The sequence below is a fragment of the Vibrio sp. 2132-1 genome (genome assembly GCF_033344315.1).
This window is the reverse complement of the sequence record NZ_JAWPON010000019.1, coordinates 21,120-34,739: the sequence shown is the minus strand read 5'-3', so window position 1 is coordinate 34,739 and position 13,620 is coordinate 21,120. Positions and strand designations below refer to the sequence as shown.

Genomic DNA, 13,620 nt, shown 5'->3' with positions numbered 1-13,620 from the left:
GTTCCCCCTACTCGCTAGTTTCATGTTCAATTTGGATAGGTCTAACGAGTTGCCCAAGTGCATGAGGTTCGCTTTGTCTATAAATAGATTGTTTATACGTGAATTTTTTTAGTGCGCCTGACTCTGTGGCCGAATAAACCCATCCGAACACCATAAAGCCATTTTGTGCTGCAATCAGTGCAGTATTGGCAATGAATTCGCTAGAGATTTCTCCAATTATTAGGAACTGCATACCTGAAGAAGCGTACTGTGAGAGTAAACTATTGATATCACCTGAGAGGTTTGTGTGAACAAGATCTGTTAAGTAGATAGGAAATGAATCTTCATACGCTAGAAATGTATCTCCATTTTCTTCATTCAAATGCTCTCGTACGCTATTGATCATTCCACCAAGTGGATCTTGTTTAATACTCCCGAAGCTTAACTGAACAATTCCCTCTTGAATTTCAGGAGTGCTTGTCTGATTTGTCTCTATCTCAAACTCAGATGTGTACATCATGTCCAAAATTAGGGTATAGCCGCCAGGGATAGGGATTGAGTTTATTTTAATGCCGCATTCAAAGCTTTCATCAGTATGTTCTGATGTAAGCATTTCTATAACCGTGAAACCTGAATACGGGGTTTCATTTAAAGCTTTGGTAGGTATGCCGGATTCTTGCAAAAATAGCTTTAACCCCTGATACATACCTAGAGAAGTCCAATCAAAAGATTCAGTAACCATTTGATTTAGACAGACGACTCTATTGATAGAGCTATCTATAATATTGAAGTGGATCTTGTGTATCAGGTGCTTTTCCGCAAAAGAAAGAAATTCAATACACCCTTCGGCCTGATGTGGTAATTGGTCTTCATATAGCTTTTCATTAACTTTCGAGAATACACTGGAGTCTATCCTAGAAAGGTTACGAACAATCTCACTTTCAGGTGCTATGGCTATATAGTAGTTATTTGCCATGACTTGTTCTTGTATGGCGATCCCTGTACCGGGAGCCGATGATTCGGTGGCTGTTGTAGGTAATAAGCCAGCGCAATCAAGCCAAAAAACGATTTCGTTAGAGTGGTTTTTGCTACTAATATCGAGCTGTAGTTGATAGTAATCATTTTCGCTAGGCAAAAATATTATGGGTTTATTGTTTAGGTTCAGAACAATTGATTTACCATCAGTGCAATAGTCATAGAGGTCCTTATACTTGTAGGCTTCTTTGTTTATTTCTAGTTGATACAAGCCATTGAAGTAAGGTACTCCTGATTTCAAGATAGATAACTTTTCTTTACTCATATTTAGGTGAGGAAACTGAATGCATAGTTCTTCAAGCGTCATATTGTTAAGCAAACCTAAGTCAACGCTATCTTCAATGTATTGATCTAGTAAACCAATGTGCTTTGCGATTCCGAAGTGCGAAAGCTTGCTGGTCTCTTGATGGAATCCTAGAAGAAATTTAAAGTTTGTTGGTACGTTTTCACTTTCCATTAACTCAATAAAATTGCTCATCGTTAACCTCTTCCTAACCCAAGCATGTTGATGGTTGTGTTAATTGTATTTGTAATGTTTTCAACAGTTTTGTGCATGTTTTCCGCAGCTTTCTGGACAATCTTGCTAGTCTGCATACCTACTTCCTGAACGTTTTCTCCAGAAAGTAATTTAGTTGCAGTTTCAAGTGATTTTTTACATTGGGATAGCTTGTCTTGGCCTACGGCTTTGCCTAGTTGGTCAATCGCATTAGGACCAAGGTTGTCCAATCCCTTTTGAACTTTTGAAACACTTTTATTTAGGTCACTAGCTATCTTCTCGAAGTTTTTCTCAGCTTTTTTAAGTGTTGAAGCTGGTGCTCCTTCTGCAATCAGTCCTTTTAGGTCCAGGTAGGACTGTTGAAGATCTCTTGACCTATCAATGACACTGTTGATTTGTTTCAACCCTGGCTGTTCTCCTTTTAATTTGTTGTAGGAGTTTGTTAAGAAAGAAGGCCCACCTTGAGCTTTGGAGCCGTTATGGTTGAGGTTAAATAGGCCATAAGAGTTCCTATTTGTATTTATGTTTTGGTTGTACTGGTCGACCTTCTTGTTTTCTTTATTTTGTACACTATCCTGCTCCCTTCCGTTTTCCTTACTTGGTGGGGTAGTTTTTTTTCTATTATTTGGTTTCTCTTCATCCTGTTTAGGAACGTTTTCATTCTCAACATTACGTTCAATAGTTGCTGGTTGGTCTGGGGATGCAGTTTTTTGTTCTGGGGGTTCTTCTTTTGTTTTTATATGCTTTTCCTCAGCAGGTTCAGTATGCTTCAATACATGCTCTTCAGTTGAAGGTGATCCTTTTCCTACGGAGTGCTCAATAGCTGAATTTTTTAAGCTCGCAGCTACATTTGTAATACCACCAGCATCGATACCAGTACTTTCAATGTTAACGGTAGGTGAAAATGAATACCGTTTTATTGGTGTGTCAGGTGTTATTTCTGATATTGGAGTGAAGTTGATAGTTTCTGGTAAATTGGGAGCTACAGAAGAGGTGCTTAAGCTCTGTCCTTGGCTTGCGAATTCAAAGTCAGGTGTTTCAAGCCTAATAGACTCTAGCGGGATGCTGTTAATAAGGTCTGTTATTGAGTGTTTGTTATAGTCCATTTTCTGCTAACTCCGCTAAAATTTGAGTCTTAAGAGCAAGGTTGGCTTCTCTTGTAAGTAGTGATTCGTAGTAGGCCAAAAGGTATCTTGCTAATCGTGCTGATTGAATTGCATCCATCCGAGCAACACTTTCGCTGGTCGGCCTAGGAGACAGCCCATTAACTGTCTCTACAGGCATTCCTAAGGATTTCATATCGCTAAGCTCTTCCGTTCTGCCTTGCCATATATCTGACTGAATAGAGTTCATATCGCTCAATTGGGAGCGTTTTATATAACTCGATTTCATAGTGGCAATCGCTAAGTCACTTCGAAGGTATCTATTCAGTTTTCTAGTTAATCTGAGTTCATCGTCAGAACCTTTCATGTCTTTTGGGTGAGGGATCGTAGATTGATTTTGAGTTGTTAATAGACCAACTAACTGATCCATAGCTAAACGGTCTTCGTGCGATAACTCACTCAATACTGCTTGCCCAAAGGTGTCATTTAGAAGGATTGTGTATTCTTCGTGAAGGTTAGGTGCGCCAATAGGAGCTCTATGAGATATGCTGGACTTAAGGTTATCAAAGGTTTCTTCGGCTAGTTTTCCAGGAAGTACCTTCTCCCCCTCAATTACTAGTGAACTAGTTAGGCCATCATCATCAAAGAATAGACAGCCTTGTTCATCAAAATTAGCTACATACGCCCTCTCAACAAATTCACAAAGGCCTGGTGTAACTTCCATCTTTGATTGCATTAGCAAATTGTGCGTTTCAGAGTGACTACCTGATACAGTAGCTGTATGGAAAGCTTTGAGGTTGTCGTCGTTTTGGAATGATTTAATCGCGTTATTGATCTCGTTTGCCATTTCTTGAGACTTAGTCAGCGCTCTTTCAGCTGCTGTCATACCATCAGTGGCTGTTTGACTAGCTTTTTGACCTGTTTTGGCTGGATCTACAATCGTCCAAGCTAAGAATGCATGGCTTGTGTACGGAATGAATGCAACTATAGCCACCCCAATTGTAAAGAATTTCTTCATCTTTCCACCCCAATAGAAATGTCTAATGCTGGGTTAACCACTATTTCGTTATCTGGAATTAGATTGTGCTTGTAGGTTGTCTGGTTGATTATCTGGTTTTCAACACGATTACTTAGCATTGATTGCGTGTTAGGTACGGCCAAACCTGACGAAGGTTCGAAGAGATAGTCTGTTCTATCTAATAACAACGGAATCTGATGGGCATTCGGTGAATTGCTGCTACGATGGTGTTCAACAGATCGCTTAATAACACTATGTAGTTCATTCAGCTGTGCAACCCTTAGCCATGTCTTAAAGTTTTCACTAGGTTCGCTTTTATCAAGACGAATACCGTGCATCTCTATTATGGATAGAAGGGACTGTTGCTTTGGCTTGCTCCAATCAATTTCATGGGGGAGTTCGAGCGATGTTATATCCCCATCTTCATCAATAGAAACAATAGGCAGCTGGCAGTCAAACGTAGATGTTCCGTTAAGAGCATTAGCAGCCATGTAAGACGAAAGCATCAACTCATTCGTGTTCCAGTTAACTGCAAATTGAAGGTGTTGCTTTTCATTGATAGTTAGACCTAATGACCTACTAATTGAATCAAAAACATGGTCTTGTAGGCTATCTTCTAACCTCATGTTTGCCTCGTTGCGCGGGGGGTAATAGTTGTATAATATAAGACATTCATCAATTAAAAACAATGGTGTCAAATGGGTGACTATGAGGGAAATGCAGCCTGGATTGCTGCAGTTAGTGGGCGAGCAGACATAGAGCTATACTCTATCTTCAGCCTAGAAATTAAAGAAGTGTCGGAAGGTAGAATAGGACTTTCAAGGAGTATGTCTTCTATGATTGCTTATTCTATTGATTCAAAACACAACCACTATTTAGGTTGGCCACTAGGTGAAGTTTGGGATGCTGTAAAGAAAATTGAGTTTACCGGGTTCAAAGTAGAACCAACACCACTCTCTTTATCAAGTAGTCACGAATTGCAATTGCATTATGAAGTCGAAACGGAGGTGATTGTTTCTGAACGATCTCGCAGAGGGGTTCATAACATGACAAAGAGTGAGAATCGTCAACTTCATATGTGCCTACCTGTTACAGCAAGCGTTGGTAACAAGTTAGAATCTGCCTCTCTAATTACTCTAGTGCCATATGACGGTAATCATGAGTCTGACGATGCGGATGCAATAGTAGTAACTCCCATAGATTAGACTTTTATTATATTGAATAAAAATTTGGCCCAAGATGGGCCAAATAAAGTTTCAGGGTTTGGGATGATCTCTAAAGTTATTATCTAGTTACTAACTTTCCTTTCGTTTTAGTAGATCGAAAATTGTTCTATCACTTCTCATAACTCCGCGAATATAACCCCTTTCACTTGCTGGAGTGTCTTCGTCTCCCCAAACTAGGTAGGGAGTTCCACCTGCGAACATTAAATCGCCCAAAATCTTGAATTCCCTCATTTTAGTTTCACAACTCTTCGAAATGTTACTTGGAAAGTTTCTTAAGCTCTTAGTAGAAAAGAGTTCATTGTATGCGGCTTTATTATCATCAGAGCAGTATCCATTAAGCACTAACTCACCAAAGCTATTAAGGGGCTCTTGGTGAGTACGATATATATACTGATCGACTGTAAAGTTATTCTCGAATGGGTAATCAATAATCCGTTTTCTAGGATAAGGCATGTAACGTACCTTTACACCCTCAGCATTTAAAGAAGGAATTAGAGTATGTAGCTGTTTACATACTGGACAACTAAAATCGGTAGCAACTGTCAAAGTTCCCTTATAAGGGACATCTGCATCATTTTCATAAACAATAAAGCTATCATCATCTATTGCTGGAAGAAGCATCGGAGCGTATGTAGGTCCTAACTTTTGACGCATATGAGGCTCGATGTTCTTTAATTCATCCATGATTGTGTTAGATGTTTTTTCGGAGCTTACGCTTGGAATAGATGACTGAGTTACGGGTTGTTGTTTGCTAGAATCAGAACTTTCTTGATGCTCAAGCTGTTCTTGTTTCGCTTCCATGGCCAACTTTCTTTTGATTAACGCCTGAACTCCTGGAGATTTACGTAAAATCTCGTTTATCTTTTCTTCATGAGAGCTGTTTAAGTTGGTGTTATGTTCAGAAGGTTCAGCTGGAATTGGTTGAGGCTTGGGCTTGGTGTCGCTCAATTTGACTGAAGCTTTATGACTGCTATCTGTGAAAGCAACTATTGCCTTCTCTTTGGTGATTATTGACTGTATCTCATCCTTATGTGCGCCGAATATACGACCAAGGATGTTATCGCCATTGGACAGATCAATCATTTTCCCCTTAATTGCAAAGTTAACATCGCTATCAACAATGAATGTCCCTTTGTTTGTGAAGGCGGCATAAAGGTTAGTGTCTTCCATGATTTTAATTATTTTGTATGTGGTTACACTCATTTTTTCTTCAACGAGTTGTTCAATTGGCAAAGTACTCGAGCCACTTACATAAACCTCACTTGTTGGATTACTCTTTATAGGTGCTTTATCAGTTTTATACTCAGCAAAAGCGTAGAAACTGGCTAAGGCCATTAATGATAGTGCTAAACCTTTCTTTTTATGGAATTTGATCATGATTACCTACTCATCGTTAAATTATCAAACAAGGTGTTGGCCATGTTGTTAGTGATAGTTAGTTCCGTCCCATCTACTTTATGGTTTACTCGTTGGGTGATTGGATTTTGACGCATCTCTATATGTTCTAAGAGAGAAGGGAAAAGACGCTTAGTGATAGAAAACTGAAACTTTAGAGCTTCTTTGTTCAGTTGTGAGTTAATGTAAAAAGCTGAGCTAAGGGAACTACAAAGAGTTGGGCTGGTAGAAGGCTTATATAGGCCAAGTTCATTTAAGCTTTGTAAGATCTGGATATCTGGGGAGCTGCGTTTTAAACCAGGCTGAACTAGTTCTTCAGTTGACAAAATAGGTCCACCAGCATCAGCTAGATACGTCTTTTTATCGCTCAAGCCCAAAGCACTTTTTGTAAATTCAGTTACCATTTCTACTTCTGAATGTTTGCTGTACACGGAACGATGATCAACGACATAAATAGCTGAGTGGGCTTGGTTTCTTTCTGTTAATGCCGCAAATCTTTCCATGTCTATAGCTACACAAAGCTCGCTTAGGGTATCTTCTACGGAGTTCTCTGCACTTGGATACCAATAATTCTCGGTCACACGCCCGTATGAAAGCTTTCCAGATTGATATAAGTCTTGAAGATTATTTGCGATATCACAGACAGGCGTATCGTAGTGTATTGCTACGTTCTGGTAGATGTTTAAGGTTGATGGCGGTTTCGTTGGAACTTCAACTAATTCAGACTCGGCTGACTTTAGGGAAGTGTTGTAAGTTAGGGCTTTAACGGAACTTTCATCATCTAAGAATGTAGCTACATTAAGAGTAGGTGTATCCATTAAATGGCTTGCAACCATTAACTTATGAATACTCGTTGGTCCAATACCCTGATTAATACCATAATTGGCTACTTTAAGATTTAATAGTCGTTCTGTATGTGCTTGTGCTACAACGTCTAGGTTTATTGGCCTAACCTTACTCAGTGCTGTTTTTATGCCTAAAGGTGATAACTCACTCAGATCGGCTTTCACAAGTGAACGACCATATTGATTTGCTATGGTTTGCAATTGGTAGGCGATGTACTCTCCTTGTTCGTCAGCATCTGTCATAGCGATAACATTGTCTGAGCGTTGAATTTGAGTAGACAGATACTGGTATACGTCAGAGTTCCTTGGGGACCACTTTAGAGAAGGGTCTCCGACCTTAAAATCGAAAACTCTCCCCATAGTAAATCCGCAAGTAAACTCTTCTTGAATACCTAGTGCACCTAGAGCCAAGTTAACTTGCTTCGATTTAAGGCTGCTTTCAACAAGTATTAAATTCACATTACCACCCTTTTTTCACATCCCATTTTGGTTTGGTAGATTGGTTGGTATCTCTTGATGAACTAGGAAGGTTTTGTTCAGATTGAGGGTAAACGGCTTGTCTGCTTGTACCGTTTCTACAAGGTATTAAGTTACCTTCAGAGTCAAAGAAACTGTCTAACTCTGAGCATATTGGCAAAGTTGGGTCTTTCTCAGGGTCATAAGGTTCTGGGTCTGGTTCAGTTACCTCTCCTTCATCATCCTTACAGTATGTAATTCCATTTTGTGTATAACATTCTCTGTCTCCATGATCAGGGTCTTCTATGTCTATAATGTCACCGCCACCATTCCCATCAGACGCACATTCGTACGAAACCAGTTTTCCCTTGTCGTCATAGACAGGGCAAAATTTACTTTGCATCTCAATTTGATCATCGAAGATGCCTTCCATCAAATTATCTAGGTCGAGGTCTACACTATCTGGAATCGCATCAAGTACAGGGCCAAGTGCGTCGTCAATGCCTTGCTGCCCAATATCCTGAATGGTATCGCATAGAGCTCCTTGTAAACCATCGAGGCTAAACGAAGGTAGACCTGGCAAACTAAAAGAGAAATCACACCCTTGAGTCGGGTCTATATAAGCAAATGGGTTTCCCATCTTAGGATTGCTTGTATCTACGTCACATATACCAGCTGAAGGTGCTGGCAATGAGACTTTTTGTCGACATACCCTTGCTGCTTCACTCTTAAAGGGAGTGACAGTTGCAATGACTGAAGCTAGAAGTGCAAAACGAATAATTTTATTATTATCCATCCTTAGTATTCTCCTGAATTAATCTTTTGTGAGTTGCCAGTGCCAATCGAGTTGCATCCTCACTCATATATTGCTTGTCGAATTCGATTAGAAAGTTGAAGAGGTTTAATCTTGTGTGAAGAATTTTGGCAAACTTATACCGGTTTCGGTTTTCTATACTTTGACTCGCTAGAGTTTGGTTCGCGTGGATAGAGACAATGTAATTCCATTTGTGATCGTTTTGACTAAAAGCCCCCAGCCAACCAAAAGCAGCTAAAGACGTTTTTAGCGGTAAGCACCCCAAAATTACGAGTAACCGATCGGCTTGCTCTTGCACATCCTGATTCAATGGGAAATTTGCTAATTGAGGTAGGTTTTCAGCAATGCGATTAAGTTCTCTTAATGATGGAGACTGATCCTCAACAACCCAGCTTTCTCTGGCCTCAAAGGATGAAATGCTGCTCATTACTTTTGGCTCAACCTCTTGCCAGTATTCATCTATCCATTTTTTATCGAACGTTAGTCTAATCATAGGTGACTTTTGGGTTTTGCTGATGTTGTTTTTTATTGTAATATGACATTAGTTTCGAGTCTATTAGAGGTTGAAATGAAATTCAATAACTCAATTATCGGCCCATTGGTCGACCCACAAATGCATATCTTAAGAAACCACCCTGCCTCGAATCGCGAGGTTGGACTAAACGATGCAAAGTTCGAACATATGTGTCTGCAAATTGGTGTTTCAGAATACGCATTGAATACGGATAGGGCGTTGAAGACTGGTCATTCTATTGAACATACACAAGTGCCTGAACTCGACTTCTCCGAACTATTCAACGAAGCAACTCCATCCAAACCATCAAATGATGGAAACTCACCGTCTCAACCAACTCAAGACCTATCATTTGATATTGGTGGGTTTGATTTATAGAGAGCACGCTAATGTTTAAGAAAACGTTATTAAGTTTATCCCTGGCGGTCTTATTGCCAGGGACAGCAAACGCCGTAATCTGTACAGACCCAACAGGCTTAGGTCAGATAATCAGCCAAAGTGCTCAAGATGCGATGTTATGGGCTGAAGAAAAGGGTTTAAAGATTTCTGAAATGACAATGACAGAACTAATGGAGGAATGGAAAGCATCTCAAGATACGATGCGCGAACTCGCATCAACACAGGCCATTTCTAACAGTGTTTCGGAAACTTCTAACCTTGAGCTTCAAGCAAAGATGGAACCCTCACCATTGATGTGTGATGGCATAGCAGCGGTGTCTGCACTTTATGAAGCTACAGATGACTTTTATTGCGAAGCCCAGACAAATAGCCTTGATTTTGCTGTGCAGCTTTCAGATGAAATTGATTGTGAAGGAGATAGATGTGAAACAGGGCTGCAATCATTAGCAGATGAGTCTGTATCACTTTTAGAGGGCGTTACGCATGGAGATACTGTTGAACTCGATTTATTAAATATAAAAGGTGTTTTACCCGGCATGGGTGAAGGTGGCTACTCCAAATCAACTGATGAGAAAGAGCGCACTGACACCATGCTTAAAGTACTTTTTAGCTCCGGTGAAATAAATAAAATGCCCCGCGGTGAGAATAACCAAGTTATCAATGAAAACTCGGGTGCAGATGCAAAGATGGCTTACAACCGATGGCTTAAACGTCATCTAAGAACTACAGCTGGATTTAATACAGCTCTTAGAGTTAACGGGCTCACCAACCCTCGTGATGAAAATGGGCGCCCTATTCAATCTATTCTTGAGCAAATAAAGGCTGATATTGATTTCTATAACTCTCCTGAGCAAATAAAGCTCTACGGAAATGGTGGTGACAAGTCTTGTTATTCACGCAAAGCCGCAATGGTAAATACCCAGCGTGAAATGGATGATTGGTTAAACACACCAGCTGGTCAAGCTTGCAAGGCTAATTTTACCACTGTGGAACAAGTCCAAAGAATGAACGCTCAAATTGATGCAAGGGTCCTTGCTCTGCTGGGTCATATACTGGATTCCCAGTTATCAAGCGAATTCAATTTAGGCTTACAAACTCAACTGCTAAATGAAATAGCTGGAAATGCAAGGAAATACTAATTATGGCTGTAGAGGTCACTGACGTTCTAGAGCGGTTTCTGACGCATGAATTTGTCATTTTAGTTGATGGAATAATCCTAGTAGCTCAGGGGCTGGGTTTATATCTATTTGTCCAGGGTGTCTATTTATGGCTTGCCCTCATGAGGACAAGAACGTCGTCCCCCATGGTTAGCCAAATGTATGGAAGTCCTCCCTCACCTAAATTGATAATGGCAGTTTTTATAGCTTCAGCATTTATGTGGAAATTTGGAGAAGGAATAGCTGCTTGGGGGAGTCTATTTTGGCATGGTTCAGGATTAGATTTTAGCACTCCCTATTCTGCGGCAATGTTTGATGACATAAGTCAGCGAGCTACTAACCTAGTCAATGTTTCTACCGTAGGAACGGGGATGCAAACTCGTTCTATTGCTATACGAGCTTGTTTTGCGGTCATGTCTATTTACGGAGTTATATCTTACTTCAGAGGTGTGATGGGAATAACTCTCTTAGCCAATCCACAGATGTCAGGACAAATTAAGTTTAGTCATATTGTTGTTCATATGGGGTTCGGAATTTTCCTTGTGTACATCGATTTCTTCTATCAATCACTGAGCAACACTATCACAGCTGCAACCATGAACTGAGGTCCCCTATGGCAACTTGTGCAGATTTTACTCTTACTTGTATAGAGGCTCATGTTCAGACAGGGTCGACAACAAACTTTTTAGCAATTTTATTCGGTGGTTGGGTACATCACCTTTTTGGTAATCAGAGTGTAGAAGCGACATTGACGCCTTTAATGGTCATGTTGGGGGGGCTCAATTTCTTAGCCCTACTCTATGGATCAATAAATGTCATATATAACTCTGGTCACATCATGATGAATGCTGCTGCTACAGGTCATGTCTTTGGGAAAATGTCACCATACGTTCCATTAAGAATTGCAATAGCGTTGGGGTCATTGGCGCCTATGATTCATGCTGCTGGTTCCTTTGTATCGGTAGGACAAGCTTCTGGGATGTATGTAATCGTCCATGGTGCGGGAGCAGCTGATGTATTCTGGAAAGCTGGAGTAAATGATTATGTGAATCATACTGGAGCGCAAATAGCGTCTACGAATGTAGGTGAAGTGTTCTCAGTTGGAGAAACTATGGTTTCTATGCTTTCTTGTGCTGAGTTGTTTGAAAGCTCAAATGATAGAAAATTCACTTTAAAATCGATTAATTCAAATGGGACATCTAGCATATTCCCAACCGACTCATTTCCATCATTTTCACGAATCAGCTCAATGTACCCTAATTCAAGCGGGTCTTCTTCTTCTCTTAATTATGTCGATGAGCCTATAGGAAAGAATGGGGCTGAAAATACTGGCGCTATTTTAGAATTTCGTGGAGGAGCCTGTGGTTCAATCAGGTTTGATTTCGCCCGTAAACCTACTGCTAGCTCATCAGTGGAGCAAAAGCTTGCATATTACTCGAACTACTACGGTACAGAGGCTACGTTCACTTTCATGTCAGAATTACACACGCTTGTATCGAGTATGTTATCGCGGCTGAAGAACGCAGATTTATCAAAATATGTAACGGCAATGCGAAGAAGTGATGACTCTTATTATCGTGAATATTTACTCAATGAATTAGGCTCTAAAGAGTTAGCTGAAAACCTATTCAAAGCGCACGTTGATTTAGCAATGTGTAAGTCTAAAGTTGTAGAGCGCGGTTATATGGGGGAGTTATCTCAGTCTTGGCAGGGTCAATATGAAGCAAGTCGTTGCGGTAGTTCTAAAGCGAATATCAGCATATCAGGCTCATCCTCGCTGGTCGAAGAATTAACAGAAGGGGGCTGGATGATGGCTCCTCTAGCGTTTAGCCGTATGAATGGAATGATGCAATTAGCTTCATCTGGAGTAGGTTTTTCATTAGACAATGTAATGAGTACAAATATACCGGAAAGAACCAGTTTCTGCCGTTCTGTATTCTCATGGATTCCAAGTATAAACCTTTTCGATTCATCTCTTGATGATGAAATAGATGAAGCAAACGAATGTAAGACGTATTGGCTGGCAAGCAATTTTCCAAAGTTCACTTGGGACTTAACTGAACAACTTGCAATGAGTGGAGACATAAAATCAGATTGGCCTGAGGCGCAGAAGTTGAATAACTGGTCCGCACTAATGGCCGTTCACTCGACAAATGAAAACGCAAAAGCAGCGGCGACTGGCAACGAGTCTGCAATAGTATCTGTTGCTTCCGGAATATTAAGCTCAGCTCTAAGCCTTGGTAATTATAATGGTAATCTGGCATCTGCAATAGAAACGCCAGGGATGAGCGGCATTGACTATGATGGAGCTCTATTCGACGTTACAGGGTCTACAAATGCTTTGGCGTTATTATCTACGTTAGGTGAAGCGCTTAAGAACATTTGGTACATCGTTGTATTGGCAACTGAAGGCGCAGATGTCATCAAAGGTGCCCTCGAGAGTTCTGCTTTGTCAGCTCCATTCGCTATACCTTTGGCCTTCTTCGTTAAAACAGTCGCTCCACTGGTTGTATCTAGCCTTATCGGTGCTTTTATTCTAGGTAATGTATTGCCAATGGTGCCAATAATTACATTCCTATTTGTTGTTACCGCTTTTTTCATCATTTGTGCCGAAGCTCTGGCAGGCATTGCCCTGGGCAGTGCTTTATTAGCCTCTGCTGCAGGTGAAGGGCTAATGGCTGTTCATGGTCTAAGAATGGCAGCTCTCTACGGAGCCATATTCCTGAGGCCGACTCTTCATGTAATTGGATTAATGCTTGGTTTTGCAATGTGTAACCTCAGCTTAGCTTTCCTTAATAGCGTTTGGTGGAAGTCCATTGGAGTTAACCTACCCTCCTCTTGGGATCTTTTTGATTTAGTGATGCTTACAGGAGGATATCCAATCGTTCTATTTGGTTTACTTGTTTATTGTCTAAAAGCTCCGAACTTATTTGCCAACAATTTAATGTCTTGGGTTGCTACAGATGCTATTGGTCAATTTGGTGATTCTGATCAGTACCTATCAGCAACGAATGGTACCTTCAACAAAATGTCTGATGCTTTTAATGGTTCACTTCAAAAACAACAACCTCAACAGGATCAGCAAGGCAATGGTAATAATGGCAGTGGTAATAACGGAAATGGAAACACAGGAAATGGTGAAAAGTCTGAACGACCACCAAGTGCAAGCAAATAGGACTATGT

The 13,620-nt window shown here is 40.5% G+C and carries 13 protein-coding genes; 5 read left to right on the top strand and 8 right to left on the bottom strand.

The genetic code is table 11. The features are described from left to right. Positions 1-7: 7 nt before the first annotated feature. From R8N47_RS19190 to R8N47_RS19175, 4 genes are read right to left on the bottom strand one after another with little or no spacing between them, the layout of a single operon-like run. A complete protein-coding gene (locus R8N47_RS19190) occupies positions 8-1,492 on the bottom strand; it encodes a hypothetical protein (RefSeq protein WP_025634158.1) in 1,485 nt (494 codons plus the stop codon). A gap of 2 nt (positions 1,493-1,494) precedes the next feature. Next, positions 1,495-2,616, bottom strand: a complete 1,122-nt coding sequence (locus R8N47_RS19185) for a hypothetical protein (protein WP_025634156.1) — start codon at positions 2,614-2,616, stop codon at positions 1,495-1,497. Beyond that, complete coding sequence (locus tag R8N47_RS19180; RefSeq protein WP_025634155.1) at positions 2,606-3,631, bottom strand: hypothetical protein; 1,026 nt, start codon at positions 3,629-3,631, stop codon at positions 2,606-2,608. Before R8N47_RS19180 ends, R8N47_RS19185 begins: the two co-directional genes overlap by 11 nt. Next, the gene (locus tag R8N47_RS19175) at positions 3,628-4,257 is read right to left on the bottom strand and encodes a hypothetical protein (RefSeq protein ID WP_025634154.1); all 630 of its coding nucleotides are present in this window, start codon (positions 4,255-4,257) and stop codon (positions 3,628-3,630) included. The genes R8N47_RS19180 and R8N47_RS19175 overlap by 4 nt, the downstream gene beginning before the upstream one ends. A 72-nt stretch (positions 4,258-4,329) precedes the next feature. On the opposite strand from R8N47_RS19175, the gene R8N47_RS19170 reads away from it, so the two are divergent. Beyond that, entirely contained in the window at positions 4,330-4,836 is a 507-nt protein-coding gene (locus R8N47_RS19170; protein ID WP_025634152.1) for a hypothetical protein, read from the top strand. Between the two features lie 90 nt (positions 4,837-4,926). Here R8N47_RS19170 and R8N47_RS19165 read toward each other — a convergent pair whose 3' ends face one another. The 4 genes from R8N47_RS19165 to R8N47_RS19150 are packed head-to-tail and all read right to left on the bottom strand — an operon-like array spanning position 4,927 to position 8,794. Continuing rightward, complete coding sequence (locus tag R8N47_RS19165) at positions 4,927-6,234, bottom strand: hypothetical protein (RefSeq protein WP_025634150.1); 1,308 nt, start codon at positions 6,232-6,234, stop codon at positions 4,927-4,929. A 2-nt stretch (positions 6,235-6,236) separates the two neighbouring features. After that, positions 6,237-7,556 carry a toprim domain-containing protein gene (locus R8N47_RS19160; protein ID WP_025634149.1) on the bottom strand — a complete coding sequence of 440 codons (1,320 nt, stop codon included), beginning with the start codon at positions 7,554-7,556 and terminating at the stop codon, positions 6,237-6,239. 1 nt (position 7,557) lies between these two features. After that, complete coding sequence (locus R8N47_RS19155; protein ID WP_025634147.1) at positions 7,558-8,349, bottom strand: hypothetical protein; 792 nt, start codon at positions 8,347-8,349, stop codon at positions 7,558-7,560. After that, the gene (locus R8N47_RS19150) at positions 8,342-8,794 is read right to left on the bottom strand and encodes a hypothetical protein (protein ID WP_203347289.1); all 453 of its coding nucleotides are present in this window, start codon (positions 8,792-8,794) and stop codon (positions 8,342-8,344) included. The genes R8N47_RS19155 and R8N47_RS19150 overlap by 8 nt, the downstream gene beginning before the upstream one ends. A 141-nt stretch (positions 8,795-8,935) precedes the next feature. Here R8N47_RS19150 and R8N47_RS19145 point away from each other — a divergent pair, with 141 nt between their 5' ends. Genes R8N47_RS19145 through R8N47_RS19130 form a run of 4 tightly spaced genes read left to right on the top strand, consistent with a single transcriptional unit; the run spans position 8,936 to position 13,612 of the window. Continuing rightward, positions 8,936-9,259: a hypothetical protein gene (locus R8N47_RS19145; RefSeq protein ID WP_025634145.1), complete on the top strand. Its 324-nt coding sequence runs from the start codon at positions 8,936-8,938 to the stop codon at positions 9,257-9,259. A gap of 11 nt (positions 9,260-9,270) precedes the next feature. Beyond that, positions 9,271-10,419: a hypothetical protein gene (locus R8N47_RS19140; protein ID WP_025634143.1), complete on the top strand. Its 1,149-nt coding sequence runs from the start codon at positions 9,271-9,273 to the stop codon at positions 10,417-10,419. 2 nt (positions 10,420-10,421) lie between these two features. Beyond that, complete coding sequence (locus tag R8N47_RS19135) at positions 10,422-11,042, top strand: hypothetical protein (RefSeq protein WP_025634142.1); 621 nt, start codon at positions 10,422-10,424, stop codon at positions 11,040-11,042. An 8-nt stretch (positions 11,043-11,050) separates the two neighbouring features. Then, complete coding sequence (locus tag R8N47_RS19130) at positions 11,051-13,612, top strand: DotA/TraY family protein (protein ID WP_025634141.1); 2,562 nt, start codon at positions 11,051-11,053, stop codon at positions 13,610-13,612. Positions 13,613-13,620: the final 8 nt, after the last annotated feature.

What these genes read in the sequence shown, in the direction of transcription:
- R8N47_RS19135 (WP_025634142.1), top strand. Translation starts at nt 10,422, where the DNA reads ATGGCTGTAGAGGTCACTGACGTTCTAGAGCGGTTTCTGACGCATGAA.
- R8N47_RS19155 (WP_025634147.1), bottom strand. Translation starts at nt 8,349, where the DNA reads ATGGATAATAATAAAATTATTCGTTTTGCACTTCTAGCTTCAGTCATT.
- R8N47_RS19130 (WP_025634141.1), top strand. Translation starts at nt 11,051, where the DNA reads ATGGCAACTTGTGCAGATTTTACTCTTACTTGTATAGAGGCTCATGTT.
- R8N47_RS19170 (WP_025634152.1), top strand. Translation starts at nt 4,330, where the DNA reads ATGGGTGACTATGAGGGAAATGCAGCCTGGATTGCTGCAGTTAGTGGG.
- R8N47_RS19180 (WP_025634155.1), bottom strand. Translation starts at nt 3,631, where the DNA reads ATGAAGAAATTCTTTACAATTGGGGTGGCTATAGTTGCATTCATTCCG.
- R8N47_RS19175 (WP_025634154.1), bottom strand. Translation starts at nt 4,257, where the DNA reads ATGAGGTTAGAAGATAGCCTACAAGACCATGTTTTTGATTCAATTAGT.
- R8N47_RS19185 (WP_025634156.1), bottom strand. Translation starts at nt 2,616, where the DNA reads ATGGACTATAACAAACACTCAATAACAGACCTTATTAACAGCATCCCG.
- R8N47_RS19150 (WP_203347289.1), bottom strand. Translation starts at nt 8,794, where the DNA reads ATGAGCAGCATTTCATCCTTTGAGGCCAGAGAAAGCTGGGTTGTTGAG.
- R8N47_RS19140 (WP_025634143.1), top strand. Translation starts at nt 9,271, where the DNA reads ATGTTTAAGAAAACGTTATTAAGTTTATCCCTGGCGGTCTTATTGCCA.
- R8N47_RS19145 (WP_025634145.1), top strand. Translation starts at nt 8,936, where the DNA reads ATGAAATTCAATAACTCAATTATCGGCCCATTGGTCGACCCACAAATG.
- R8N47_RS19165 (WP_025634150.1), bottom strand. Translation starts at nt 6,234, where the DNA reads ATGATCAAATTCCATAAAAAGAAAGGTTTAGCACTATCATTAATGGCC.
- R8N47_RS19190 (WP_025634158.1), bottom strand. Translation starts at nt 1,492, where the DNA reads ATGAGCAATTTTATTGAGTTAATGGAAAGTGAAAACGTACCAACAAAC.